At 70.4% G+C, this 24,724-nt stretch carries 20 protein-coding genes, 1 tRNA gene and 1 pseudogene; 13 read left to right on the forward strand and 9 right to left on the reverse strand.

What is annotated here, in order from left to right:
• Positions 1–157 precede the first annotated feature (157 nt).
• Both O2L52_RS20010 and O2L52_RS20015 read left to right on the forward strand, forming a co-directional pair.
• On the forward strand, positions 158–1,078 hold the full coding sequence (locus O2L52_RS20010; RefSeq protein WP_270117743.1) for an alpha/beta fold hydrolase: 921 nt from the start codon (positions 158–160) through the stop codon (positions 1,076–1,078).
• A 293-nt stretch (positions 1,079–1,371) separates the two neighbouring features.
• Complete coding sequence (locus tag O2L52_RS20015; protein WP_270117744.1) at positions 1,372–2,511, forward strand: amidohydrolase; 1,140 nt, start codon at positions 1,372–1,374, stop codon at positions 2,509–2,511.
• A gap of 36 nt (positions 2,512–2,547) precedes the next feature.
• Here O2L52_RS20015 and O2L52_RS20020 read toward each other — a convergent pair whose 3' ends face one another.
• Entirely contained in the window at positions 2,548–2,907 is a 360-nt protein-coding gene (locus O2L52_RS20020; protein ID WP_270117745.1) for a hypothetical protein, read from the reverse strand.
• A gap of 446 nt (positions 2,908–3,353) precedes the next feature.
• On the opposite strand from O2L52_RS20020, the gene O2L52_RS20025 reads away from it, so the two are divergent.
• Positions 3,354–3,584 (forward strand): hypothetical protein, encoded by a 231-nt coding sequence (locus tag O2L52_RS20025; RefSeq protein WP_270117746.1) that lies wholly within the window; start codon positions 3,354–3,356, stop codon positions 3,582–3,584.
• Between the two features lie 434 nt (positions 3,585–4,018).
• Positions 4,019–4,282 carry a GlsB/YeaQ/YmgE family stress response membrane protein gene (locus O2L52_RS20030; protein WP_270117747.1) on the forward strand — a complete coding sequence of 88 codons (264 nt, stop codon included), beginning with the start codon at positions 4,019–4,021 and terminating at the stop codon, positions 4,280–4,282.
• 126 nt (positions 4,283–4,408) lie between these two features.
• On the opposite strand, the gene O2L52_RS20035 is transcribed toward O2L52_RS20030, so the two are convergent.
• Positions 4,409–4,484, reverse strand: a tRNA-Lys gene (locus tag O2L52_RS20035).
• Between the two features lie 475 nt (positions 4,485–4,959).
• On the opposite strand from O2L52_RS20035, the gene O2L52_RS20040 reads away from it, so the two are divergent.
• Positions 4,960–5,703 carry a YaaA family protein gene (locus tag O2L52_RS20040; protein ID WP_270117748.1) on the forward strand — a complete coding sequence of 248 codons (744 nt, stop codon included), beginning with the start codon at positions 4,960–4,962 and terminating at the stop codon, positions 5,701–5,703.
• A gap of 243 nt (positions 5,704–5,946) precedes the next feature.
• Here O2L52_RS20040 and O2L52_RS20045 read toward each other — a convergent pair whose 3' ends face one another.
• Positions 5,947–6,444: an inorganic diphosphatase gene (locus O2L52_RS20045; RefSeq protein ID WP_270117749.1), complete on the reverse strand. Its 498-nt coding sequence runs from the start codon at positions 6,442–6,444 to the stop codon at positions 5,947–5,949.
• Positions 6,445–6,499: 55 nt separating this feature from the next.
• On the opposite strand from O2L52_RS20045, the gene dacB reads away from it, so the two are divergent.
• Entirely contained in the window at positions 6,500–7,939 is a 1,440-nt protein-coding gene (dacB, locus tag O2L52_RS20050; RefSeq protein ID WP_270117751.1) for a D-alanyl-D-alanine carboxypeptidase/D-alanyl-D-alanine endopeptidase, read from the forward strand.
• A 301-nt stretch (positions 7,940–8,240) separates the two neighbouring features.
• On the opposite strand, the gene O2L52_RS20055 is transcribed toward dacB, so the two are convergent.
• On the reverse strand, positions 8,241–10,037 hold the full coding sequence (locus O2L52_RS20055; protein WP_270117752.1) for a carbohydrate-binding module family 20 domain-containing protein: 1,797 nt from the start codon (positions 10,035–10,037) through the stop codon (positions 8,241–8,243).
• Between the two features lie 329 nt (positions 10,038–10,366).
• On the opposite strand from O2L52_RS20055, the gene O2L52_RS20060 reads away from it, so the two are divergent.
• Together O2L52_RS20060 and tilS are read left to right on the forward strand one after the other, a co-directional pair.
• Positions 10,367–11,461, forward strand: a complete 1,095-nt coding sequence (locus O2L52_RS20060) for a zinc-dependent metalloprotease (RefSeq protein ID WP_270117753.1) — start codon at positions 10,367–10,369, stop codon at positions 11,459–11,461.
• Between the two features lie 5 nt (positions 11,462–11,466).
• Positions 11,467–12,543: a tRNA lysidine(34) synthetase TilS gene (gene tilS / locus O2L52_RS20065; RefSeq protein ID WP_270117754.1), complete on the forward strand. Its 1,077-nt coding sequence runs from the start codon at positions 11,467–11,469 to the stop codon at positions 12,541–12,543.
• 507 nt (positions 12,544–13,050) lie between these two features.
• Here the strand turns inward: tilS and hpt are convergent.
• A complete protein-coding gene (gene hpt, locus O2L52_RS20070) occupies positions 13,051–13,629 on the reverse strand; it encodes a hypoxanthine phosphoribosyltransferase (RefSeq protein ID WP_270117756.1) in 579 nt (192 codons plus the stop codon).
• A gap of 337 nt (positions 13,630–13,966) precedes the next feature.
• Between hpt and ftsH the strand changes: the two genes are divergently transcribed.
• Both ftsH and folE read left to right on the forward strand, forming a co-directional pair.
• On the forward strand, positions 13,967–15,961 hold the full coding sequence (gene ftsH, locus O2L52_RS20075; RefSeq protein WP_270117757.1) for an ATP-dependent zinc metalloprotease FtsH: 1,995 nt from the start codon (positions 13,967–13,969) through the stop codon (positions 15,959–15,961).
• Between the two features lie 121 nt (positions 15,962–16,082).
• Positions 16,083–16,721 carry a GTP cyclohydrolase I FolE gene (folE, locus tag O2L52_RS20080; protein WP_270117758.1) on the forward strand — a complete coding sequence of 213 codons (639 nt, stop codon included), beginning with the start codon at positions 16,083–16,085 and terminating at the stop codon, positions 16,719–16,721.
• A 117-nt stretch (positions 16,722–16,838) separates the two neighbouring features.
• Here the strand turns inward: folE and O2L52_RS20085 are convergent, their stop codons facing one another.
• A complete protein-coding gene (locus tag O2L52_RS20085; RefSeq protein ID WP_270117759.1) occupies positions 16,839–17,504 on the reverse strand; it encodes a hypothetical protein in 666 nt (221 codons plus the stop codon).
• Between the two features lie 160 nt (positions 17,505–17,664).
• On the opposite strand from O2L52_RS20085, the gene O2L52_RS20090 reads away from it, so the two are divergent.
• Positions 17,665–18,237 (forward strand): hypothetical protein, encoded by a 573-nt coding sequence (locus O2L52_RS20090; RefSeq protein ID WP_270117760.1) that lies wholly within the window; start codon positions 17,665–17,667, stop codon positions 18,235–18,237.
• Positions 18,238–18,455: 218 nt separating this feature from the next.
• Here the strand turns inward: O2L52_RS20090 and O2L52_RS20095 are convergent, their stop codons facing one another.
• The 3 genes from O2L52_RS20095 to O2L52_RS20105 form a co-directional block, all read right to left on the reverse strand.
• Positions 18,456–19,619 (reverse strand): DNA polymerase III subunit delta', encoded by a 1,164-nt coding sequence (locus tag O2L52_RS20095; protein ID WP_270117761.1) that lies wholly within the window; start codon positions 19,617–19,619, stop codon positions 18,456–18,458.
• A complete protein-coding gene (gene tmk, locus O2L52_RS20100) occupies positions 19,616–21,868 on the reverse strand; it encodes a dTMP kinase (RefSeq protein WP_270117762.1) in 2,253 nt (750 codons plus the stop codon). The genes O2L52_RS20095 and tmk overlap by 4 nt, the downstream gene beginning before the upstream one ends.
• A gap of 106 nt (positions 21,869–21,974) precedes the next feature.
• Positions 21,975–22,598, reverse strand: a complete 624-nt coding sequence (locus tag O2L52_RS20105) for a TetR/AcrR family transcriptional regulator (RefSeq protein WP_270117763.1) — start codon at positions 22,596–22,598, stop codon at positions 21,975–21,977.
• A gap of 427 nt (positions 22,599–23,025) precedes the next feature.
• Between O2L52_RS20105 and mshA the strand changes: the two genes are divergently transcribed.
• Positions 23,026–24,261 carry a D-inositol-3-phosphate glycosyltransferase gene (gene mshA / locus O2L52_RS20110; protein WP_270117765.1) on the forward strand — a complete coding sequence of 412 codons (1,236 nt, stop codon included), beginning with the start codon at positions 23,026–23,028 and terminating at the stop codon, positions 24,259–24,261.
• Positions 24,258–24,719 (forward strand): annotated as a pseudogene (locus tag O2L52_RS20115) (type III secretion system chaperone family protein); the annotation flags it as partial. The gene mshA and the pseudogene O2L52_RS20115, both read left to right, overlap by 4 nt.
• Positions 24,720–24,724 lie beyond the last annotated feature (5 nt).

The raw sequence follows: 24,724 nt of genomic DNA on the forward strand, positions 1-24,724 counted from the left end.
CCCGCACCCCGCACCCCGCACCCCGCACCCCGCACCCCGCACCCCGCACCGGATGCTGCCGCCGTCCCACGCGCCGCGCCACCTCACCTCACGTGACCGGACGCGTCCTCACCGCCTCCGGCTCGTCCGGCGGGCGGTGACCTCGTACGCTGAGCGCGTGACCCGCAAGACCTTCGCCGACAGCGCCGCCATCAAGCAAGGCCCCTGGACCCACCGGCACATCGACGCCAACGGCTCGCGCTTCCACGTCGTGGAAGCCGGCGAGGGCCCGCTCATCCTGCTGCTGCATGGCTTCCCCGAGTTCTGGTGGGCCTGGCGCCACCAGATCCCGGCCCTCGCCGACGCCGGCTTCCGCGTCGTGGCCGTCGACCTGCGCGGCTACGGCGCCTCCGACAAGCCGCCGCGCGGCTACGACGCCTACACGATGGCCGCTGACGTCGTCGGGCTCGTGCGCGCCCTCGGCGAGCGCGAGGCGACCGTCGTCGGACACGACCTCGGCGGCATCCTCGGCTTCGCCGCCGCCGCGTTCCACCCCCGCCAGTTCAGGTCCCTCGTCGTCATCGGCGCAGCCCATCCGCTGCGCCAGCGCGCCGCGCTCGCGGTCGACCCGAAGGGGCAGATGACGGCCTCCCGGCACCTGTTCGCCTTCCAGATGCCCCGCTACGAGCACAAGCTGACCGATTGGGACGCAAGGAAGGTCGCCGATCTCATGTACGCGTGGTCCGGCCCGGGCTGGCGGGGCAGCCGCGACTTCCAGGAGTATGTGCGGGCCTGCCGCGACGTCATCCAGATCCCTCAGGCGGCGTTCTGCGCCTTGGAGGCGTTCCGGTGGCCGTTCCGCACCGCCATCGGCCTGGCCGGGCGCCGGTTCGTGAAACTCCTCCAACGGCCGACGCCGGTGCCGACGCTCCAACTCCACGGCGCCCTCGACTCCTGCGTGCTGCCGCGCACCGCGCAGGGCTCCGGCCGGTACGTGCACGGGCGCTACGAGTGGAAGCTCCTCGACGGCATCGGCCACTTCCCGCAGCAGGAAGCCCCGGAGACGATCACGAAAGAGATCATCCGCTGGGCGAGCTGACCTCATACGCCGTATTCCGTACGTAGTACTTCGTACACCGCACGGAAGGACGCCACACATTGAACCGTACAAAGTACAACGTACGTTGCACTTTGTACGTTGTATACCTTAGGTCGCATCGCATCTCGTACGGTGTACACCGTACAACGTACGTTGCACTCCGTACACCGCACGACGAGTGGCATCGTCCACGAATCCGCCAGCGCACTAGCCGCGCGGCTAGTGCATCGGGCAGGATGTAGCGGGGCCGTCGCCCCACCGACCACCCGACGAGCCACCTGGAAGGCGGGCCAATGTCCGAGGCCAATTTCGCGCTGCGCGGCGCGACGATCGTCCCCATCACGTCAGCACCCATCGAGCATGGCGTCATCCTCGTCGAGAACGGCCGCATCAGCGCCGTCGGCGGCGCGGACCTCCCTGTGCCCGAAGGCGTTTCCGTCGAGGACGCGACGGGCAAGTGGATCGTGCCGGGCCTGATCGACGCGCACACGCACCTGGGCGTGCACGAGGTCGCCGAGGGCTGGGCGGGGAACGACACCAACGAGATGACCGACCCGAACACCGCGTACGTGCGGGCGCTGGACGGCATCAACCCCGCCGAGCCGGGCTTCGCCGAGGCGCTGGAGGGCGGCGTGCTGGCGGTGAACGTGAACCCGGGTTCGGGCAACGTGATCGGCGGGGAGACCGTGGCGATCAAGACCGTGGGCCGCTATGTGGACGAGATGGTGCTGCGTTCGCCGTCGGGCGTGAAGTCGGCGCTCGGCGAGAACCCGAAGCGGGTGTACGGCGAGCAGAAGAAGACGCCGTCGACGCGGCTCGGCACGGCGGGCGTGCTGCGGAAGGCGTTCGTGGAGGCCGAGAACTACCGCGGTGCGGACGGCCCCGACCGCGACCTCACGCTCGAGGTGCTCGTCAAGGTCCTCGACCGCGAGATCCCGTGGCGCCAGCACTGCCACCGCGCGGACGACATCGCGACCGCGTTGCGCGTGGCCGAGGAGTTCGGGTACGACCTGGTGCTCGACCACGGGACCGAGGCGCATCTGCTCGCTGACGTGATCGCCGAGCGGGGGATTCCGGTGATCTTCGGGCCGCTGCTGTGCTCGCGCTCGAAGGTGGAGACGGTGAACCGCTGGCCGGAGAACGCGGCGAAGCTCGCCGCGGCGGGCGTCGATCTCGCGATCACCACCGACCATCCGGTGGTCCCGATCGAGCACCTGATCATCCAGGTGATGCTGGCGGTCAAGGCCGGGCTCGACCGCGACACCGCGCTCCGGTCGGTGACGATCAACCCGGCGAAGATCATGGGCGTCGACGACCGCCTCGGCTCCCTTGAGGCGGGCAAGGACGCCGACTTCTGCATCTGGTCGGGCGACCCGCTCGACATCTACTCGAAGGTCGAACGGGCCTACATCGACGGCAAGCAGGTCGCGTAGGCCGCACGAGCCGGGCGGGCGCGCTGAGCCCTGACATCAAGGGCTGCAACGCTTCAAGACGCTGAGCCTGGGCCCGGGGCGGCGGCGCTGTGGAGGCTGGTCCGCCGCCCCGGACGACTCGGACGCGGCCCCGGGCCCGGCGGGGCGCCGAAGCGCGCCGGCCGGCCCGGGCCCGGGCGGTGTGGAGGCGGGCCGCCGGGCCTCGGCCCGGGTCGGGAGCGCGGCTTCAGAAGCCGCCCGCAGGTCGCGGGCGATGAGGCCGCGCCGGGCGGCGGTGAAACCGCCGGCGATCCGGCCGAGCAGCGTCGGGCGGTCGGGGACGACGGGCGCGTCGGGCAGTGCCGAGCGAGCCTCAGAGCCGACCATCTGCATTGCCAGGAGTGCGTAAGCGTCCATTGGGTGTTTCCTTCCGGGCGGTGATGCGAGAAGCGTGCCGCGCCGGTGCGGCGGTGAGGCCCGCCCCGCGTATGGGTGCGACCGGGATGGATTCCCGGCGCCGCGGTCGGTTCCGGGGCCTCGGCCACTACTCTGACCGGCCCTTGTCACCGGCTCATTACGCCCCAGGAAACCCTCGGACAAGTCCGGTGAACACCAAGGTGCCGATCATGCCCCAGGTCACACCCGTTGTGCGCCAGCAGCAATCGAACGTCGCCCGAACAAGAGGCGCCGGGAGGCCGCCCGCATCCAGACGCCGGCCCGCTCCCGCCCGGGCAACCCGGCCGCGAGCCGAAGCGATGCACCGCTGCCGCAATCGAGGCCGGCAGGCCGGCGCTGACGTGTCAGTGCGGCGGACCCGGGTACCCGTGGTGCAGCAGCGCACGACGATCGAAGGGAGCAAGCGCATGGCCAGTGAAGAAACCGGTCACGTGACAGGCACACCGGACAAGGACTACAACATCATCTGGTTCGTCGAGGCGTGCTTGAGCAACGCACTGCGGCTGGAGACGTACATCGCCGACGCCGAGCGGGCGAACGACACCGAACTGGTGGAGTTCTTCAAGCGCGCTCAAGGCGCGAGCCGCAAGGGCGCCGAGGAAGGCAAGGCCCTCCTGGCGCAGCGGCTCAACAGCTGACGCGAACCTTCAGCGTCCGCAGCTCCGAGCAGTCGGACTGCGGGCGCGCCGCTCTGCACCGCCCGGATCGAGGGCCGCCGCGCCCGTCCCTGCGAAACGCCGAAACGACCCGGCGGACACGCCGAGGCGGATACCGGGCCGCAGGCGTACATCATTCGCCGGACATCTGGGTACCCGGAGTCCAGACAGGAGGCGCCGCCGACGAAGCCGCAGGCACGTCGGACCGTCCACCGGAAAGGAGACCGGCATGCGCTGGCTCGTAAGAAACGTGGCCCTGGCAGCGACCATGGCGGTACTGCAGTACGCGGTGCGCGAGGTCATGCGCCGCCGCCACCGCTCGCACTCCGCTGCGGCGCACTAGGCCCGCAGCAGCACCAGAGCTCCATCGGCCGGGCCATCCCCTCGGCCGGATCTGCACGACACAGGAGGATCTCATGATCGGATTCATCGTCGCCGGGCTCATCATCGGCGCGCTCGCCCGCCTCATCAAGCCGGGGAAGCAGCGCCTCGGCCTCCTCGCGACCCTCATCCTGGGCCTGGTCGGCTCGGTCATCGGCGGCACCATCGCGAACCTGCTCGGCACGGGCGACATCTGGGAGCTGAACGTCCTCGGCTTCGTCATGGCAGTGATCGCCTCGATCCTGCTCATCGGCGTCGCCGAAGGCATCGCCCAGAGCAGGCACCATCCCGCGCACTGACGTTCAAGGAAATGAGGCCCGACCGCAGCCGGCGAAGCAAGGCAGGCTTCAGGATCGGGACGCATAAGGCCGGGCGGGTCCTTCGGGACTCGCCCGGTTCTCGTATGCCCGCTGAGCTGGGGCTTGTGGTGGGTCCAGTGGGACTCGAACCCACAACCTACGGATTAAAAGTCCGCAGCTCTGCCAATTGAGCTATAGACCCAACGGGGAGATTACCGCATCGGAACGCCGCCGGTGCGGGTGGCGGGGCCCGGATGGCCTGCGGCACTCGGATTGTCGGTGGCGGGTGCGATAGTCGTGTGCGGCGCGCTCGTCCACAGCCTGTGGACGGCGGGCAGGGACGATGCAGGGCTGGTGCGAGGTGTTTCAGGCCGGACTCCACCGCCGGGCCGGTGGCGGTGGAGCCTGCGGCGGGCGGTGTGGGCTTCGCACCGCCGCGGGTGGACGGCGCGGCGGCAGTCGCGGAGCACCGCCGCCGCGCCTATTCGATCCGCGTCACACGCAGTCCTCGGTGGGGTCGGACCCGCTCCCGCTTGATCGAACATATGTACTATAAACCATCGCGCGGAGCCCGCACACCCCCGGTCGGGTGAATTCCCAACGGATCTGAGGAACGCGCTCGTCGCCCGGCACGGCCCCGGCGGCATCAGGCGGACGAGCAGGTAGACTCGCCTGCTGTGCTCATACTGCTGCCGCCGTCAGAAGGAAAGGCCGGTCAAGGCGACGGTCCTCCCTTGGACCTCGGCCGACTCTCCTCTCCCGCGCTGAACCCCGTCCGCGAGCTTCTCGTCGACCGCCTGGTCGAGCTGTGCGCCGACGAGGAGGCCGCCGTGAAGGCGCTCAAGCTCCCCGCGAGCGCGCGCCATTACGTCCAGGCCGGCCGCACGCTCCGCACCGCCCCGACCCTCGCGGCCTGGGAGTTGTACAACGGCGTGCTCTACGACCGGCTCGGGCTCGGGGACCTCCCCGACGGCGAGCAGGTCTTCATCGCGTCCCCGCTCTGGGGACTCCTGCGGCCCTCGGATCGCGTGCCGCCGTACCGGATGCCGATGAGCACCCGCTTCCCCGGCCTCGACACGCTGGCGAAGCTGTGGCGCCCGGCCGTCACCGAGGTGCTCGGCGCCCGGAACGAACTCATCGTGGACCTGCGCTCGGGCACGTACGCCCAGGTGTGGGGTCCGAAGGACCGCGGCGTCGCCGTGCGCGTGTTCAAAGAGGACGCCGACGGCGGACGCACCGTCATCACCCACATGGCCAAGGCCACCCGGGGCGAGGTCGCCCGCGCGCTCCTCGCCGGCGGCGCCCGGCCCGAGTCCGCGGCGGACCTGGCCGACTTCCTCGCCGGCCAGGGCTGGAAGGTCGAGCTCAGCGAGCCGGCCACCCGCTCCAAGCCGTGGCAGCTCGACATCGTGAGCGCCTGAGCGGAGCTACCCTCGCGTGTAGTAGCGAAGACCCCCGGCAACAACCCTGCCCGGCGGGACCTGAAGGGGAGCTGAAGGCGGTCGGAAGCTACCCGCGCGTTTCGTTCCGAGCACCCCCGGCAACAACCCTGCCTCGCGGAACCTGAAGGCAGGCTGAAGCGGGTGGCGGGCAGGACGAGAGCAGACGAGAAGCCAAATAGGAAGGGCCCGGACGCATCGCGTCCGGGCCCTTCCTTCGTGTCGCTAGTGGTTCGAGTGGTAGCCGTTGGCCTTGGCGCGCTCGAACGAGCGGCGCACCTCTTCCTCGGCCTCCGCCCGTCCGGTCCAGGTCGCGCCCTCGACGCTCTTGCCGGGCTCCAAGTCCTTGTAGACCGTGAAGAAGTGCTGGATCTCCAGGCGGTCGAACTCGGGCACGTCGCCGATGTCCTTGAACCGGTCCTTGCGGGGGTCCTCGGCCGGGACGCACAGCACCTTGTCGTCGACACCCTTCTCGTCGCGCATCCGGAACATGCCGATGGCACGCGCGCGGATCACGCAACCGGGGAACGTCGGCTCCACCAGGACCAAAGCGTCCAGCGGGTCGCCGTCCTGGCCGAGCGTGTCGTCAATGAAGCCGTAGTCGGCCGGGTACACCGTCGCGGTGAACAGTGTCCGGTCCAGACGGATACGTCCGGTCTCGTGGTCGATCTCGTACTTGTTGGCGCTCCCTTTCGGGATCTCCACGGTCACGTCGAACTCCATCGGCCGACCTCCTCCAGGCTCAAATGCAGTGCTCTTAATGGCTTAGTCTCTGTGCATGTCCCTCAGCGACAACGCCGACCCCAAGGTCGCGAGTAGTACGCCACATGCCGCACCCGCCCCGCAGCAGGCCCGGGCGCGCCGTCGCCGGGCGCTCACGCGGGTCCTCGCAGCCCTCGCCATCGTGGTCACCGTAGCCGCAGCGGGGGGCCTGGTGTGGCAGATATCCGCCGTCACCAGCCCTCGGACCGGGACGCTCACCGCTCCCGAGGCCTACCCCCCGGCCTCACCCGCACCCGTCCTCGCAGGGTCGGACGCCGACGCACCCCTCCCCGACCTCGCCGCGGTCCTCCCCGGCCTGCTCGCCGACCCGCGGCTCAACGGGAACCTCTCGGCGTCCTTCGCCGACGCCCTGACCGGGGAAGTCCTCTTCGAGCAGGAGTCCACGACCCCGCTCGCGCCGGCCTCCTCCATGAAAGTGGTCACTGCCGTGGCCGCGTTCCAGCACCTCGGCGCCGAATACCGCATTCCCACGACCGTGGTCGAGGGACCGGCCGAGGACAGCGTCGTGCTCGTCGCCGGCGGCGACCCGACCCTGACCGTGGACGGCGAGGGCTACTACACCCCGTACGCCGACGGCGCGAGCCTCAAAGAGCTCGCCGACCTCGTCCTGGAGGCGCGCGGCGGCACCGCCCCGGCCACCGTCTACCTCGACACGAGCGTGTTCACCGACACCGTCGCCGCCTCAGGCGTGCTGCCGGGCGAACTGGCCACCTCGACCGGGCCGATGGCGCCGATCATGGTCGACGGCGGCCGCATGAACAAGACCGAGAAGTACGCCGAGCACTACCCCGACCCGGCCATGGTCGCCGCGCAGCAGTTCGCGGACCTCCTCGGCGCGGCCACCGTCGAAGTCGGCACCGCCGCCGAGGGCGCGGCCGAACTCGCCGTGGTCCACTCGGCGCCGATGTCCGCGCTCGTGGACTCGTTCATCCTGACCTCGGACAACCTGCTCTCCGACGCGGTCGCACTCCAGACGGCGCTGGTCGTCGAGGGCGAGATGACCTGGGCCGCGATGTCCGCCGCCCACACCTCGACGCTGGAGAGCCTCGGCGTGGACATGGCCGGCCTGGTGTTCCACGACGGGTCCGGGCTCTCGCCCGACGACCGCATGACCGCGCAGGCGTTCACGCAGATGCTGCTCGGCGCGGCCGGATCGCAGGCGTCCTCGGTGTTCGAGTCCCTGCCCGTCGCCGGGTACTCAGGGACCCTCGAGGACCGCTTCGGCACCGCCGAGGAAGGCGAGGGCGTGGTGCGGGGCAAGACCGGGACGCTCACCCAGCCCACCGGGGTCACCTCCCTCACCGGCACATTGACCACGGCGGACGGCAGGCAGCTGATCTTCTCCCTCATCAGCAACGGCCACACGACAGGCACCGATGCGGTGGAGACGGCGATGGACGAGGTCACCACGGCCGTGTCCCTGTGCGACTGTTAGCGGCGGGGCCTTCCTTCTCCGGGGGCCCCTCCCCCCGCCCCCACCCCACCCACCCCTGTTGTCGTGTCGGTCGTGGACTCCGCTGGGCTTCGGTGGCCTGCCTTGCCCGGCGGCTGCTGGTGCTCGTGTCCTGATGGGCCTCCTCTTCTGGGATTCGCGTGCTGTGGATTCGCGTTGGGGCAATGGTGGCGCGGGGAACCTGAAGCCACGCTGAAGACGGCTGAAGGCGGCTTCAGGAAACTCAGCCTGGAACGTGGAAGGGCCCCGGGCTTACGCCCGGGGCCCTTTGCGCCGCTTGGGATCAGGCGGTGTTCCAGGTCTGGGTGAGGTTGAGGCAGCCGGTGGCGGGCACCGTGGCCGTCCGGTTTCCGATGGACTCCCAGGTGTAGGCGCCGGAGGAGCGCACGATCACGTACTTGTACTGGAAAGTGGTGCCGGCCGGGACGCTGATCGTGCCCTTCCACACCGGGTAGGACGCGCCCGACAGGTGCGCCGAGCTGATCGCGGTCCAGTTGCCCAGCTGCGGGATCGAACCGACCACGTACACCTCGTCGCCCACGCTCGTGCCGCTCACCGTGGCGTTCACGGTGACGCAGTCCTTCGTGCCGCCGCCGTTGCCGCCGCCCGAGCCGTTGCCCACATAGATCGCCAGCGCGGTCTTCGCCGCGACCGTGGCGGTGAAGGCGCCGCTGGAGACGGTGACGGTGCCGCCGGAGATGACGTCCGTGTAGGAGCCGTCGGGCAGTGCGGTGGTGAAGGTGCGGGTGATGGGGGCGGTGCCGGCGTTGACGACGGCGTGGCCGGTGTCGCCGCGGCCGAAGGCGAGGGCGTCGCCCGAGCCCCAGGTGTTGGTGACGGCTTCGCCGGCGGTGGCGGCGCGGAAGCCGGCCATGCCGCTCAGGTACGGGGAGCGGTGGAGGCAGGTGAAGGCGCCGGGGCCGCAGACGGCGTCGGCGACGGTGCCGTCGGCGTTGAGGGGCGGGGCGGCGTGGTTGCCGGTGAATTCGTAGCCGGTGTAGGAGGCGGGGGTGCCGAAGGGGTGGGCGAGCATGAACGCTTCGGCGAGGAGGTAGTCCTGGCCGTACTTGTAGTTCATGGTCTGGGAGCCGCGTTCGGTGTCGTGGTTGGCGACGAAGACGCCTGCGGGGGCGGTGTAGCCCCAGCCGGTGCCGATGGTGGTGAGGTGGCGGGCTTCGGAGCCGCCGTTGATGTGGCTCTTGAGGTCGTAGGCGTAGCTGAATTCCTGGACGTCGCCGATGCCGGTGTATTCGGCTTCGGTGATGGGTTCGCCGGGGGCGCCGATGACTTCTTGGACGATGTAGGGGTCGCCGTCGACGAGGTTCATGATGGCGGCGAGGTCGGTGGCGGCGATGTGTTTGGCGGCGTCGATGCGGAAGCCGGCGACGCCGAGGTTCTGGAGGTCGTCGAGGTAGGCGGCGATGGTCTCGCGGACGTCGGTCTGGGAGGTGTCGAGGTCGTTGAGGCCGACGAGGTGGCAGTTCTGGACTTCGCCGCGGTCCTGGTAGTTGTCGATCTCGCAGTAGGCGCTGCCGGTGTTGTGGAAGTCGGAGGCGTCGTAGCCGGCGTCGGGGTAGTCGAACTGGCGGTAGGTGCTGCCGGCCCAGCCGGTGCGCTGTTCGGTGGCGGAGCCGGCGGCCATGTGGTTGATGACGACGTCGGCGATGACGCCGATGCCGTTGGCCTGGCAGGTGGCGATCATGTCCTGGTATTCGGCGCGGGTGCCGAGGCGGGATTCGATCTTGTAGCTGACGGGCTGGTAGTGGATGTACCAGGCGTTCTCTTCGCCGGGGGTGGTGTCGTCGCCGCGGATGTGCTCGTTGGGCGGGGAGGTCTGGACGTAGGTGTAGCCGGAGTCGGCGAGGGGGCCTTCGCATTCGGCGGCGATGGAGTTCCAGTTCCATTCGAACATGTTGAGGATGGAGTCGCCGCCGGTGAGGGCGGCGGCGGGTGCGGCGGCCAGGGGTGCGGGGTCGTCGTTGTCGGCTTGGGCGGTGGGGACGGCGGTGGCTGCGATGAGGGCCGCGAGGGCGGTGGCGCCGATGGCGGGCAGTGTGCGGCGGCGGAGGTGGTGAGGCATCGTTGCTCCCTTTGCAATTTCTGCCCGCAAATGCTGCAAGATGTTGCGGACTTGAGAAGAACGTAACATCAGCGGTCCGATAATTTCAAGATGTTCGATATTTGAATTCGTATGGTCACGCAGCGTGCCCTGCGGCGCGGGCGGACCGCCGCAAACCGATCCGGTGAACCTCGCCGCCCCCGCCGAGCCCGGCAGCGCGGCGAACACGCGGGCCCGGCCGGAAACCCCAGGTCCGGTACGCGCCGGTTCGCGCCCACTTGCGCGGGACAGTGGCGCCGTCGTTGCGCTATGGATAGGCTTGGCCGATGGCGCCGCCCGCAGGAAACCCGATGCTGCCGTCAGTCGACTGGCAGACCGCCGCGTCCTGCTCCCGGGCCTTCAGCCGCGGCGGTCCCCGCATGAGCCCCGAAGGCGCCCTCGACGTCGTCGCCGACCTCCACCGCCACGCCCGCACGGCGATCGACCTGGTCACCGACTACACCGGGCTCGTGCCGACTACGGCCGTGTCGGTCGACGTCGTCGACCGCATCCGCTGGAGCCGCATCAACATCGCCGGGTTCCGCCGCCTCCTCATCGAGCTCGGCGCCGAAGACCCGGCACCGGCCGCTCCCGTCTCCGCCGCCGCCAAGGTCACCGGCGTCCAGACCGGCGCGGTCCTCGCGTTCCTCTCCTCCCGCGTGCTCGGCCAGTTCGAGACCTTCTCCACCGACACCGGCCGCCTCCTCTTCGTCGCCCCCAACATCGTCGAGGTCGAACGCCGCCTGCGCCTGCCCTCCCGCGAGTTCCGCCTCTGGATCGCCGTCCACGAAGCCGCCCACCTCACCCAGTTCACGGCCGTCCCGTGGATGCGCGAGCACTTCCACCACCTCATCCACACGTTCTTCGACGCCGCCGAACCCGAGCGGTCCTCCGCCTCCGGCCTCGCCCGCGCCGTGCGCCGCGCCCTCGCCACCGCCCGCGAAGAGGAGCAGCACGGCGGCCCCGGCGAGGAGATCCCCGGCGCCGACGTCATGTCCGCGGTCACCAGCCCCGAACAGCGCGAGGCGATCTCGCAGATCCAGGCGCTCATGACCCTCCTGGAGGGCCACGCCGAATCCGTCATGGACGGCGTCGGCCGCACCGCCATCAACCATGTCGCGCTACTGCGCCGCCGCTTCGACCGCCGCCGCGCCAACCCCACCACGCTGCAGCGCTTCCTGCGCCAGCTCCTCGGCCTCGACGCGAAGATGCGCCAGTACGCCGCCGGCCGCCGCTTCGTCGACCAGGTCGTCGCCGAACACGGCGTCACCGGCTTCAACCGCGTCTGGGAACGCCCCGAGCACCTCCCCACCGAAGCCGAGATCGACCACCCGGAGCAGTGGACCGCCCGCGTCCTGCGAGGCCAGGGCTCCGCGCCGCAGCGGCTCGGCGCCGGACCCGGCTGACCCGCATGGCGAAGCTGCCGCCGCCGGTGGCGCGCCTGCGCGTCGCCGTCCGCGACGCCCTCGCCGACCTCCCCACCGGATCGCTCGCGCTCGCCGCCTGCTCCGGCGGCCCCGACTCGCTCGCGCTGGCCGACACGCTCGCGTTCTGCGCCCCGCGCATGGGCCTGCGCGCCGGCCTCGTCACCGTGGACCACGGCCTGCAGGCCGGCTCGCACGAACGCGCGGCCGAAGTCGTGGCATGGGCCAGGAGTGCGGGGCTCGAACCCGCGCTCTCGATCGCGGTCGAGGTCGGCGCGGCCGGCGGCCCTGAAGGAGCGGCGCGCACCGCCCGGTACGCGGCCCTCGACGACGCCGCACAGGAGCACGGCGCCGGCGCTGTCCTGTTGGGGCACACCAGGGACGACCAGGCCGAGACGGTCCTGCTCGCGCTCGCGCGCGGCGGCGGGCCGCGCGGGATCGCCGGGATGCGGGCGGTGCGCGGGATCTACCGGCGTCCCCTGCTCGGCATCGCGCGGACCGACACGCACGCCGCCTGCGCCGAGCGCGGACTCAAGCCCTGGACCGACCCGCACAACACCGACCCCCGGTTCCTGCGCTCAGCGCTGCGTCCGGCGATGGACGTGCTGGTCGCGACCCTCGGCGAGGACGTGGTCGCGAACCTCGCGCAGACCGCGGCACTGGTCGGGGCCGACACCGACTACCTCGACCGCCTGGCGGGCGAGGCGCTGGAGGCGTGCCGGGCCGACGACGGTGCGGCGCCTGACGCCCTGAACGGCGTCACCGCGGGCGGCGACGCGGATGCCGAGTCGATTGCGGACGGTGGCGGCTCGACCGGTGCACTGGACGCGAAGCGGGTGGCGGCACTGGCCGGGCCCGTGCGGCAGCGGGCGCTGCGCGCGTGGGTGCTGGAAGCCGGGGTCGAAGGGGCGGAGCTGAACCACCGGCATCTCGACGCGGTCGACGCGCTCGTCGTGTACTGGCACGGCCAGGGCCCGACCTTCCTCCCCGGGGGGATCGAAGTGCGGCGCAGCAGCGGGCGGCTCACGGCACGGCGGGGCGACCCCCCGTCCCGCGGGGTGTGAGCGACGCGAGGACGACCGCGGAGGCGATGCGGTCGGTCCCGCGGGTCCGGGCAACGCGCGGCCGGCGGCCCGGCCCGGTCCGGGATGGATCGCAGGCATCACTGAGTCCGGATCGGATCGCGGGCATCACTGAGCCTCGCGGTCGGTCCCGAGAGTCCGGGCAACGCGGCCGGCGGCCCGGTCCGGGACGGATCGCGGGCATCACTGAGCCTCAGGCGCCCGCGTTCTCGGCGCCCCCGGGTCAAATCCTGACCGACGGGTCCGACAATCCAGGGCCTCAGGCGAACTCGTTCCGCTTGTAGCGAAATAAATAAGGTGTGACGCACGAGGGAACGCCGCCCCGCGACGGTCGGGGCGCGCAAACCGGGCCCGATGCACACCGAGCACAACGGCTCCGCGCAACGACTCCGCACGGCGGCCGCGCGCGACGACCCCCACCGACGAGGACGGCCCGCGCGGTGGCGCGGGCCGTCGGGGACGGAGGGTCGGGGCGGGGCTCCCCGGACGTTACTTCTGGTAGACCGCCGGGTTGAGGACGCCGATGAACGGCAGCTCCCGGTAGCGCTCGGCGTAGTCGAGGCCGTAGCCGACCACGAACTCGTTCGGGATGTCGAAGCCCAGGTATTTCACAGGGATGTCCACCCGCTGCACGCCCGGCTTGCGGAGCATCGAGACCACCTTGACCGAGGCCGGGTGCAGGCCCTCCAGGTACTTCAGCAGCCAGTCCAGGGTGAGACCGGAATCGATGATGTCCTCCACGACCAGGATGTGCTTCCCGGCGACATCGGAGTCGATGTCCTTGAGGATGCGCACGGTCCCCGAGGAGGTCGTGGAGCTCCCGTACGAGGACAGCGCCATGAACTCCATCTTCACCGGCACGCTCAGCGCCCTCGCGAAGTCGGCCATGAACATGACCGCCCCCTTGAACACGCCCACGAGCAGCAGCTCGTCACCGTCCTCGAGCACGCCGTCGGCGTAGTCGGCCGAGACGCGCGCACCGAGCTCGGCGACCTTCGCTCGGATCTCGTCTTCGGTGATGATGGTCCGCTCGATCTCCTCGGCGTACCACGAATCAGGATCGAACACCGCGTCCCGCGCTGCAGCGGACGGGACGGAAGGTGGGCTGGCTAGCTCCGACGTCATGTAACAAGGGTGCCACCCGATCGCCGGCGGCGCTGGCTTGGGTGGGCGAACTCAACCCGCCCGTGGTACTAATTACGGTCTATCAGCGGACGGGGTAAGGGCGGTATCCGTCGCGTAGGGCCAGGGGTGCTGACGCTGCGGGTCGTCGAACCTCCCCACCGTGTACGTTCGAGTTGTCTTTCACCCTGCAGCCAAGGAAACCCTGCGGGACCGCGGCGGAAACACAGCCGCGGCAAGGACAGCATCGCTCTCGAAACGCGAATTACGCAGGAGGAAACGAGTGGTCGACGCCGGGAGACCCACACCTGAGCGGAAGCGGTTCTTCCGCAGGCCGCTCGTCTGGATCGTGCTCATCGCCCTCATCGCGGTCCTGATCGGCAGCTTCTGGTCCGGCGGCTCCGACTACGAGGACGCGAAGACCTCCGAAGTCCTCAAGGACATCAACGACGGCAACGTCGAATCGGCGATCCTGCTCGACAAAGAGCAGCAGGTCCAGATCACCAAGAACAACGGCGACCAGGTCCAGGCCTACGTCCCGACCGGGATGATGGAGCCGCTCGCCACCGAGCTCGAGACGGCCGGCGTCGAGTTCGACACCGAGGTCAACGAGACCTCCGTGTTCGTCTCGTTCCTGCTGAGCCTCCTCCCGATCGTGCTCATCGTCCTCCTGCTGCTGTTCTTCATGTCGCAGATGCAGGGCGGCGGCTCGCGGGTCCTCAACTTCGGCAAGTCCAAGGCCAAGATGGTGTCCAAGGACACCCCCAAGACCACGTTCGACGACGTGGCCGGCGCGGACGAGGCCGTCGAGGAGCTCCGCGAGATCAAGGACTTCCTCGAGGACCCGAAGAAGTACCAGGAGCTGGGCGCGAAGATCCCCAAGGGCGTCCTCCTGTTCGGCCCTCCCGGCACCGGCAAGACCCTCCTCGCGCGCGCCGTCGCCGGCGAGGCCGGGGTCCCGTTCTACTCGATCTCCGGCTCCGACTTCGTGGAGATGTTCGTCGGCGTCGGCGCCAGCCGCGTCCGCGACCTGTTCACCCAGGCCAAGGAGAACGCCCCCGCCATCGTGTTCGTCGACGAGATCGACGCCGTCGGCCGCCACCGCGGCGCCGGCATGGGCGGCGGCCACGACGAGCGCGAGCAGACCCTCAACCAGCTGCTCGTCGAGATGGACGGCTTCGACACGCGCGGCGGCGTCATCCTCATCGCCGCGACGAACCGCCCCGACATCCTCGACCCGGCCCTCCTGCGGCCCGGCCGCTTCGACCGCCAGATCCCCGTCGACGCCCCCGACAAGGAAGGGCGCCAAGCGATCCTGTCGGTCCACGCGAAGGGCAAGCCGTTCGTCCCGAACGTCGAGTTCGAGACCATCGCGCGCCGCACGCCGGGCTTCTCCGGCGCCGACCTCGAGAACGTCATCAACGAGGCCGCGCTCCTGACCGCCCGCCACAACCAGAAGGCGATCTCGGCCGACGCCCTCGAAGAGGCCATCGACCGCGTCATCGCCGGACCGGAACGCAAGGGCCGCGTCATGGGCGACGCCGAGAAGAAGATGACCGCCTACCACGAGGCCGGGCACGCGCTCGTCGCCCACGCGCTGCCGCACGCCGCGCCCGTCCACAAGCTCACGATCCTCCCGCGCGGCCGCTCGCTCGGCCACACGCTCGTGCTCCCCACCGAGGACAAGTACACGCAGACGCGCTCGGAGATGATCGACACGCTCGCGTACGCGCTCGGCGGCCGCGCCGCCGAGGAGCTCGTCTACCACGACCCGACCACCGGCGCCTCGAACGACATCGAGAAGGCCACCAAGGTCGCCCGGGCCATGGTCACCGAGTACGGCATGTCCGCCAAACTCGGCGCCATCAAGTACGGATCCGGCGGCTCCGAGCCGTTCCTCGGCCGCGAGTACGGGCACCAGAAGGACTACTCCGACGACGTCGCCTCCCAGGTCGACGCCGAGATCCGGGCGCTCATCGAGATCGCCCACGACGAGGCGTACGCGATCGTCACCGAGTACCGCGACGTGCTCGACCAGATGGTCACCGAGCTCCTGGAGAAGGAGACCCTCAACCAGGAGGACCTCGCCCGGATCGCGACCCGCGTGGTCAAGCGCCCGCCGATGGCCCCGTTCAACGGCACCGCCTCCCGCAAGCTCGGCGAACCGCCCGTCTCGACTCCGCCCGTCTCAACCTCGAACGGCTCCAAGCCCGCCGACGGACCCGAAGAGGGCATCGAGATCGGCCCCGCCACCGAGGGGCAGGCCCCGCAGCCGTAACCCGAGTGAACCATTTCACGGGCCTTCCTACCTGGTAGGAAGGCCCGTTTTCGCACTTGGGAAGGGTCACGTGGTGGCGAAGCACACTGGGCGTGTCAGGGGGAACCCGTAAGCTTGTGCGATGGCTGAACTCGACAACCTGGCCGCCCGACTCATCGACGGCCGCATCAACGGCAGCCCCGTCGAAGACGCGGTGGACCTGGGCCGGATCGAAGCCGCCGTCAGGGAGATCCTGACGGCCATCGGCGACGACCCCGACCGCCCCGGCCTCCAGGAGACCCCACGCCGCGTCGCCCGCGCCTACGCCGAACTCTTCGCCGGGCTGCGCGTCGACCCCGGCGAGGTCCTCAAGACCTCCTTCGACGAGAACCACAACGAACTGGTCCTCGTCCGCGACATCGACGTCCAGTCGTTCTGCGAGCACCACCTGCTGCCGTTCACCGGCGTCGCCCACGTCGGCTACATCCCCGGCCCCGCCGGGAAGATCGTCGGCCTCTCCAAACTCGCCCGCCTCGTCGAGGTCTACGCCCGCCGCCCCCAGGTGCAGGAGCGGTTCACCAGCCAGATCGCCGACCAGCTCTACTCGTCCCTCGAAGCGACCGGCGTCATCGTCGTCGTCGAATGCGAGCACACCTGCATGTCCATGCGCGGCATCAGGAAGCAGGGCTCCCGGACCATCACGTCCGCAGTGCGCGGCACCATGCAGTCCGACGCCCGCACTCGCGCCGAGGCGATGTCGCTCCTGCGCGGCACCAACTGACACAAGGCGCCGCCCGATCGGCGCCCGGGAACGCGAAGAGGCCGGATGCGCTGCATCCGGCCTTCGCTATGAGGGCGAGCGAGCCTAGGGGTGTCCAGGCATCGGAACGCTCGGTTGTTAGATGACCTGACCGGTCTGCGACTGGAAGGAGTCGCCCTCCGGCACGGCCTCGGTGTACGCGGTGTCGAGGAAGCCGTCCTCGTCCGTGTCGCTGAGCACGGTGTCGGCGGTGCCGTCCGCGTTCGAGTCGACCGAGATCTCGTCCACGAGGCCGTCGGCGTTGTAGTCGGTGGCCACGGTGTCGGCGTAGCCGTCGCCGTTCGAGTCGGTCGCGACCGAGTCGATGTAGCCGTCCGCGTTCGAGTCGGTCGAGACCTGGTCGGTGATGCCGTCGCCGTCGGTGTCCGACTCGTAGGTGTCGATGAGGCCGTCGCCGTCGGTGTCCGAAGCGAAGGACTCGATGGAGCCGTCGCCGTCGGCGTCCACCGACAGCTCGTCCGAGATGCCGTCGCCGTCGTAGTCCACGGCCATGGCCTCGGCGTCGCCGTCACCGTCGGAGTCGATCAGGGTCACGCCGTCGCTCGAGATGGTCTCGTCGGCGTAGCCGTCACCGTCGACGTCGAAGGTCTCGGTGACCGTGGAGACGGAGGTGTCGTCCTCGGCGTAGAGGTCTTCCTCGGCGGTGTAGTCGGTGGTGGCCTCGTCGGTGTAGGTCTCCTCCTCGGCGGTGTAGTCCTCGGCGGTGACGTCTTCTTCGACAGCGGCTTCGTCGTACTCGCTCATAGCTCTTCCATCCTTAGATCTTGAGGTGTTCCGTGCTTGTGAAGAGAACTCTACGATCCTCGCGAGGGCCGTGAATCCCCAGAGTGTGCCAACCCCCTATGCTTTCTTCCGGTCACCCTGGCACCCGCCTGTCACACCATGTCTGGAGCTCCCATTGGGCTTGTCCGGCAATGCCTTCGACGTTCCCGAACCGCCTCCGGCCCTGGTCCCGGTACCCGCGACGCGCGCGTTCGACCTCCACTCCTCGCGGGTGATCGCCGGCGCGGCGGGCTGCGGCTGGCAGTTCGACCTCCGCGCCGACGACCCGGTGACACGGGACGGCATGCTGGTGGTCCCCTTGATATCCGAGGCCGACTACTACCGCGCGGTCGACGGCGACGGCGACGCCTACGCGAGCCTCGTACCGGCCGCCGACGTGTACGTGCAGAAGCCCGAACCCGGCACCGGCGCACCGCGACCGGGCTACCTCATCGAGCGCCTCACCGACCCCGACTCGCCGCCGATCCGCCGCCCCTACCCGGCCTCGGACGTGCCCGGCCTCATCGGCCAGCGCGTCTGGTACTGGACCGACGGCGGGTTCAGGGACGACTTCCGCTGCGTCTCAGAGGCGTTCGAGCTCGACGGCGACTTCTGCGTGCGGGTCGTCGAGGAGCGCGCCTGGTACCGGTGGCAGCGCTCGGGGACGATCCCGAAGGCGCAGGACGCGTTCATCCAGCATCTGTGGACGCAGTGACGCTTCGGGGCCGACGAAAACGGCGCGAATGTGAACGCGGGCAAGGCTGGCGCCAGCCTTCAAAACGGACATCGTTGGGCCCCCAATAGCAAGGGTCGCATTCGGGTGCGACAGCCCTGGAATGTGAATGCCCGCAAGCGCGGGCGCCAGCCTGCAAAACGGACATCGTTGGGCCCCCGGTATAAACCCTCGCATGGGGGTACGACATTTTCGCGGGGCTAGCTCTGCCAGAGCCTCGTCATCATCGCCTCGACGGCGATGCGGGGGCGGACGTTCGCTTCGATCGCCTTGCGGCACTCCAGGATCGCGTCGATGCGGCGGAGCAGGGACTCGGCGCTGAGCTTGCCGGCGGCCGCCCTGGTCGTGTCGGCCATGTCGAGGTGGATCGGGTCGACGCGGGCGCCGAAGCCGGCCGCGAGCGCGTCACGGTAGAACGCCGCGAGGTCGACCAGGGCCCGGTCGAGGGAGTCGCGCTGCGCCCGCGTGTCGCGGGTCTTCTGGCGCTTCTCCAGCTCCTTCAGGGCCGCCGCCGAGCCGCGCGCGGCCTTCGACGCGCCCTTCCCGGTGCCGCCCTTGCCGAGCGCGGTCTCCAGCGCTTCCTTCTCGGCCACCGACTGCTCGGTGTACACGCCCGAGGCCTCGGCCTCGGCGGCCTCGATCAGCTCGACCGCGGCCGTGAAGCACGCCCCGAGGCCGGTGAGGCGGCGCGGGATCTGCAGTACGTCGTGGCGTTTCGCCCGCGCCTCGGCGTCCGTGGCGAGCCGCCGGGCCCGGCCCACGTGTCCTTGCGCGGCAGCGGCGTAGAGCTCCGCTTCGCGCCGGTCGAGGCCGTCGCGCTGGACCAGCAGGTCCGCGATCGCCCCGGCCGGCGGCTGCCGCAGTCCGAGGACGCGGCAGCGGGAGCGGATGGTCACGGAGATCTCGGCCGGGTTGGTCGAGGGCGCGCAGAGCAGGAACACGGTCCGCTCCGGCGGTTCTTCGACGGCTTTCAGCAGGGCGTTCGCCGCCGCCTCGGTGAGGCGGTCGGCGTCTTCGACGATGAGGACCTGCCAGCGGCCCTGTGTGGGCGCGCGGCTGGCTTCGAGGATGAGGCGGCGCACCTGGTCGACGCCGAGCGTCAGGCCTTCGGGGATGACGCGGGTGACGTCGGCGTGCGTGCCGCCGAGGACCGTGTGGCAGGTGTGGCAGTCGCCGCAGCCGCCTTGGGGGCATTGGAGGGCGGCGGCGAAGGCGACGGCCGCGGTGGAGCGGCCGGAGCCGGGCGGTCCGGTGAAGAGCCAGGCGTGGGTCATGCCGGTGCCGCGGGCGGCCTCGGCGAGGATCCGCTGGGCGTCGTCCTGCCCGACGAGCTCGCTGAACACGCCGGCGACATTCGCGCTCACGGGCGGCTGGCCTCTTCGGCGACGGTGTCCCAGCCGTAGTCCTTGGTGGATTGGGCGGTGGGTGCGGCGTCGGGCTTGCCGGTGCCGTTCCGGGTGGTGTCGTGGGGCGCGGTGTCGTTCTGGGTGGTGTCGTGCTGCGGGTTCTTGTTCCCTTTGGCGCCGTTGCGGGTGGCGTCGAGGCCGGGCCAGCCGGTCTCGGTGCGGGTGGTCCGGGTGCGGATGTCGAGGCGTTCGGCGACGGCGGCGCGCACGCGGGCGGCGATCTCGTCGGGGGTGCCGCCGGCTTCGATGACGAGGTACCGGCCGGAGTCGGCGGCGGCGAGCTGGAGGAACGTCTCGCGGACCTTCTCGTGGTATTCGAGCTGCTCCTGCTCGAGGCGGTCGCCGTCGCCGCCGGCCTTGGCGCGGTGGAGGCCGTCGGCGGGGTCGACGTCGAGGAGGACGGTGAGATCGGGCTTGAGGCCGCCGGTGGCCCAGGTGGAGACCCAGGCGATCTCGTCCTTGCCGAGAGCGCGGCCGGAGCCCTGGTAGGCGATGGAGGAGTCGATGTAGCGGTCGGAGACGACGACGGCGCCGCGTTCGAGGGCCGGGCGGATGACCTTGTCGACGTGCTGGGCGCGGTCGGCGGCGAACAGGAGCGCTTCGGCGCGCGGAGTGGGAGTGGAGGCGCCGCCGCTGTTTTCAGGGGCGCTGTCCAGGACGAGGGAGCGGATGCGCATGCCGATGTCGGTGGCGCCGGGCTCGCGGGTGAGGACGGCCTCGTAGCCGCGGAGCTTGAGCCACGCGGCGAGTTTGACGGACTGCGTGGACTTGCCGGCGCCTTCGCCGCCTTCGAAGACGACGAAGAAGCCGGTGCCGGCGACCGGTTCGGCGGCCGTGAGCGGGCGGCCGCGCAGGGAGGACCAGAGGTCGGCGAAGACGGGCACGCCGGGCTTGTCGTCCATGGACTTGAAGGCGGTGACGCCGAGCCAGACGACGAGGGCGGCGGCGATGAACAGGAGGATGCGGCTCATCGAGAGGGGCACGTCCGCGAAGCCGAGGTCGAGGCTGCGGGCGGCCTGCCAGCCGGCGAGGGGCGCGGCGATCGTCATGGAGAGCATGAGGATGACGCGCGCGGAGACGGCGATGAACGCGAACATGCGGCCGCGGATCTCGTCCTCGGTCTCGCGCTGCAGGAGCGTGATCCCGGCGAGGAACGCCATGCCGGCGCCGAGGCCGATGATGAGGGAGCCGATGACGGAGAAGACCATGTGCGGGGCGACCGCGTCGAGCGCGAGGCCCGTGCCGGCGAGGACGATGCTCATGCCGAACCAGCGCAGCCGCGAGAGTTCGCCGATGAGCTTGGGTCCGAAGGCGATGCCGCAGCCGAGGCCGAGGAAGAGGAACACCGCGAGGGTGTAGAACGCGGCTTCGCCCGCGCCGAGGGTGGTGGCGTAGACGGTGCCGACGCCGATGAGGATGCCGGCGCCGCTGAACGCGCCGAGCATGCCGACGATGAGCCCCCGCACGCGTTCGGAGGTGCGCAGGTAGGACCAGCCTTCGACGAAGTCGTGCCAGACGCTGGAGGTCTTCGCGGCGGCCTCGCCGATGCGGCCGGAGATCTCCGGGATGAAGAAGTAGACGGTGACGGCGAGGATCGCGAACATCGCGGCCGTGAGGTAGAGCGCGATGACCATCGGCTCGGCCCAGGTGCCGAGGTTCGACCAGACCGCGGAGCCGCGTTCGAGGATCGCGAGGACGGCGAAGGCGAGCGGCGGGGCGATGCCGTACGTGGTGGCGAGGCTGAGCTGGTTGGCGGCCTCGTACTTCTCCGGCGGGAGGAGGTTCGGGACGGCCGCTTCCTTCGCGGGCGACCAGATGAGGACCGCCCCCTCGATGCAGAGCTGGGCGATGGCGAGCCAGGCGACGGTGACGGCGGTGTTGTCGGTGATGAGGTAGACCGTCGGGACCGAGGCGATGAGGAGGAAGCGGGCGGTGTCGCAGGCAGCCATGGTCTTGCGCCGGTCGAACCGGTCGGCGAAGACGCCCGCGACCGGGCCGAGCACCAGGGACGGCAGGAGCCGCAGCACGATCGTGGCCGAGAACGCCGCGCCCTTGGCCGCCGGGTCGTCGAACAGGGACTGGGCGAATCCGGCGGTGGCGAAGATGGCCAGCCAGTCGCCGAAGGAGGCCAGTCCGAGGACGGTCCAGAGGCGTCTGAACGGCCGGATCCGCAGCACCGTCTGGATGTCGCCAAGGGTGTTCGCCATGCTGCTCCTCGAAAGTCAGAGACCGCACCGGGTCGACTACGAGACTAGTCGGCCCGGTGCGGTCCCATGCCCTGGCGCGGTGGTTTGAGTGGCCTGGGACCCCCGATTACGGGAGGCGGCGCCCGAGGTAGTCGCAGACGACGTCGGCGGCTTCGGCGATGGACGCGGAGCAGCCCTCCGGGTCGCGGCGGAAGGCCAGGCGGACCAGGGCCTGCCCGGTCTCGACGGCCACGGTGACGGTCTTGTTGAGCTCGTCGTCGCCGCCGATGCCGAAGCGCTGGGCGAGTCCGGCGAGGATCTGGTCGGCGATCACGTCGCCGCCGGTGGTGACGGCGTCGGCCCGGCCCGGGTCGATGGCGTCGGCCAGGTGGAGCACGCGGAAGCCGGGCGCGGTCCGGTACATCTGGACGTACTCGTCGATGGCGGCCTCGACCCCGCCGCGCCAGTCGGCGGGCGGTTCGGCGTCGAAGCGGGCGGCGAGGCGCTCGAAGTACAGGTCGATGTAGCGCTGGCTCAGGGCTTCGGCAAGCGAGCGCTTGTCCCCGAAGAACTGGTAGACGGAGCCGATGGCGACGTCGGCGCGCTGGGCGATGGCGGTGGTCGAGAGCCGGTCGTAGCCGACCTCTTCGATCAGGTCCGCGGCGGCGTCCAGCATCCGGCGCACGCGCGCGGCCGAACGCTCCTGGACCGGCAGGCGCCGCAGCGAATGCGTGGCACCGAACTTGGACACCGGTGACATCGTGGGCTGCCTTGCGGCCGGCACGGTAGCAGTGCTCATGGTGTTGTCTCCCCCCTGTGATGACAAGTATCCCCATCATGGACGACTTGCCCGGATTTGAGGCTCATTCCGGGTCGTGTCGCGAAGGAAATTCCAACTTCGGCCCTCGCGGTGCGATCAGGCGGTCTCGACCGTCATGTCGCGAAACGACTTGACGCGTTGCGGAGTTCATCACTCTCACGGTTGTGGCGGTTGTGCGTGAACACCCTGACACGGAAGGATTGCGAGGGTTTTGCGCGTTGCTTCAGGGGACGAGCAGCGGACATACAAGCCTCGCGGGCTTTCTTTCAAGCCCGCGGGAGAGGACGACCACATGCAGCAGCGGCGCACACCGGCCTTCAGGGCACGATGCCGAAAGCAGAACGTCCGTCGCGTAGCGATGGTCTCGGTGCACACCTCCCCGCTGGCGCAGCCCGGCACGGGCGACGCCGGCGGCATGAACGTGTACGTCCTCAACACCGCCCGCGAACTCGCCCGCTCCGGCGTCGAGGTCGAGGTGTTCACCCGCGCCACCAGCTCCGACGAGCCCCCCACGGTGGAGGCCGCGCCCGGCGTCCTCGTCCACCACCTCCCCGCCGGCCCCTTCGAGGGCCTCTCCAAGAACGACCTCCCCACGCAGCTGTGCGCGTTCACCGGCGGGCTCCTGCGCGCCGAGGCCCACAACCGGCCCGGCCACTACGACCTCATCCACGCCCACTACTGGCTCTCCGGCCAGGCCGCGTGGGTCGCCGCCGACCGGTGGGGCGTGCCGCTCGTACAGACCTTCCACACCCTCGCCAAAGTGAAGAACGCGCAGCTCGCCGAAGGCGACTCCCCCGAGCCCATCGGCCGCGTCGTCGGCGAGGAGCAGATCACCACCGAAGCCGACCTCCTCATCGCCAACACCGCCGCCGAAGCCGCGGAGCTGCAGCGCTACTACGGCGCCGACGAGCGCCGCGTCGAGGTCATCCACCCCGGCGTCGACCTCGGCGTCTTCCGCCCCGGCGACCGGTACGCCGCCCGCCAGGCCCTCGGCCTGCCCCAGGACGCGCTCGTCGTCGCGTTCGTCGGCCGCATCCAGCCCGCCAAAGCGCCGGACGTGCTCCTGCGCGGCCTCGCGCGCCTGCGCGAGACCGACCCGCTCCTGGCCGAGCGCATCGTCCCCGTCTTCGTCGGCGGGCCCTCCAACACCGACCTGTACTGGCTCCCCAAACTCGCCGGCGAACTCGGCCTCGGCGACCGCGTCCAATGGCGCACCCCCCGCTCGGGCGAAGCGCTCGCCCAGGTCTACCGGGCCGCCGACGCCGTCGCCGTCCCCAGCTACAACGAGTCGTTCGGCCTCGTCGCCCTCGAAGCCCAGGCCGCCGGCACCCCCGTCATCGCCGCGAAAGTCGGCGGCCTCACCACCGCCGTCGCCGACGGCGCCTCCGGCCTCCTCGTCGACACCCACCGCGCCGACGACTGGGCCGCCGCCCTCGGCCGCCTCATGGGCGACGGCGCACTCCGCGAACGCCTCGCCGCCGGCGCCCGCACCCACGCCGCGCTCTTCTCCTGGCAGACCACCGCCGAAGGCCTCAGCGGCGCCTACCGGCGCGCCCTCCTCGCCCGCTCCCAGGCGATTACCCTGAACCGGTGATCGAACAGCTCCACGCCGCACTCGAGGAGATCGGCGCCGACTACCGCGCCGACACCCCCCGCTCGGTCGTCGTCAGCCTCCCCGGGCAGCGCAAACTCACCATCACCTGCGGTCTCGTCCTCGAAGACCACGCCCTGCGCGTCGAAGCCTTCGTCGCCCGCAGGCCCGAGGAGCACCACGAGCAGGTCTGGGCGGAACTCCTGCGCCGCAACGGGAAGCTGTACGCCGTCGCGTTCGCCACCGACGAGGAGGAGGACATCCACCTCGTCGGCCGCCTCCCCTTCACCGCGGTCACCGCCGCCGAACTCGACCGCGTCCTCGGCCAGGTCCTCGAAGCCGCCGACACCGCGTTCAACGTCATCCTCGAACTCGGCTTCCGCACCTCCATCGAGGAGGAGTGGCGCTGGCGGCTCGCCCGCGGCGAGTCCACGAAGAACCTCGCCGCGTTCGAGCACCTCAGGCC

The organism is Glycomyces algeriensis, from assembly GCF_027622855.1.
Taxonomy (GTDB): Bacteria; Actinomycetota; Actinomycetes; order Mycobacteriales; family Micromonosporaceae; genus Glycomyces; species Glycomyces algeriensis.

Bases quoted from the DNA above. Each gene is read 5' to 3' on its own strand.
- O2L52_RS20015 (WP_270117744.1), top strand. From the start codon at position 1,372: ATGTCCGAGGCCAATTTCGCGCTGCGCGGCGCGACGATCGTCCCCATC.
- O2L52_RS20020 (WP_270117745.1), bottom strand. From the start codon at position 2,907: ATGGACGCTTACGCACTCCTGGCAATGCAGATGGTCGGCTCTGAGGCT.
- O2L52_RS20025 (WP_270117746.1), top strand. From the start codon at position 3,354: ATGGCCAGTGAAGAAACCGGTCACGTGACAGGCACACCGGACAAGGAC.
- O2L52_RS20030 (WP_270117747.1), top strand. From the start codon at position 4,019: ATGATCGGATTCATCGTCGCCGGGCTCATCATCGGCGCGCTCGCCCGC.
- O2L52_RS20045 (WP_270117749.1), bottom strand. From the start codon at position 6,444: ATGGAGTTCGACGTGACCGTGGAGATCCCGAAAGGGAGCGCCAACAAG.
- dacB (WP_270117751.1), top strand. From the start codon at position 6,500: ATGTCCCTCAGCGACAACGCCGACCCCAAGGTCGCGAGTAGTACGCCA.
- O2L52_RS20055 (WP_270117752.1), bottom strand. From the start codon at position 10,037: ATGCCTCACCACCTCCGCCGCCGCACACTGCCCGCCATCGGCGCCACC.
- O2L52_RS20060 (WP_270117753.1), top strand. From the start codon at position 10,367: ATGCTGCCGTCAGTCGACTGGCAGACCGCCGCGTCCTGCTCCCGGGCC.
- tilS (WP_270117754.1), top strand. From the start codon at position 11,467: ATGGCGAAGCTGCCGCCGCCGGTGGCGCGCCTGCGCGTCGCCGTCCGC.
- folE (WP_270117758.1), top strand. From the start codon at position 16,083: ATGGCTGAACTCGACAACCTGGCCGCCCGACTCATCGACGGCCGCATC.
- O2L52_RS20085 (WP_270117759.1), bottom strand. From the start codon at position 17,504: ATGAGCGAGTACGACGAAGCCGCTGTCGAAGAAGACGTCACCGCCGAG.
- tmk (WP_270117762.1), bottom strand. From the start codon at position 21,868: ATGGCGAACACCCTTGGCGACATCCAGACGGTGCTGCGGATCCGGCCG.
- mshA (WP_270117765.1), top strand. From the start codon at position 23,026: ATGGTCTCGGTGCACACCTCCCCGCTGGCGCAGCCCGGCACGGGCGAC.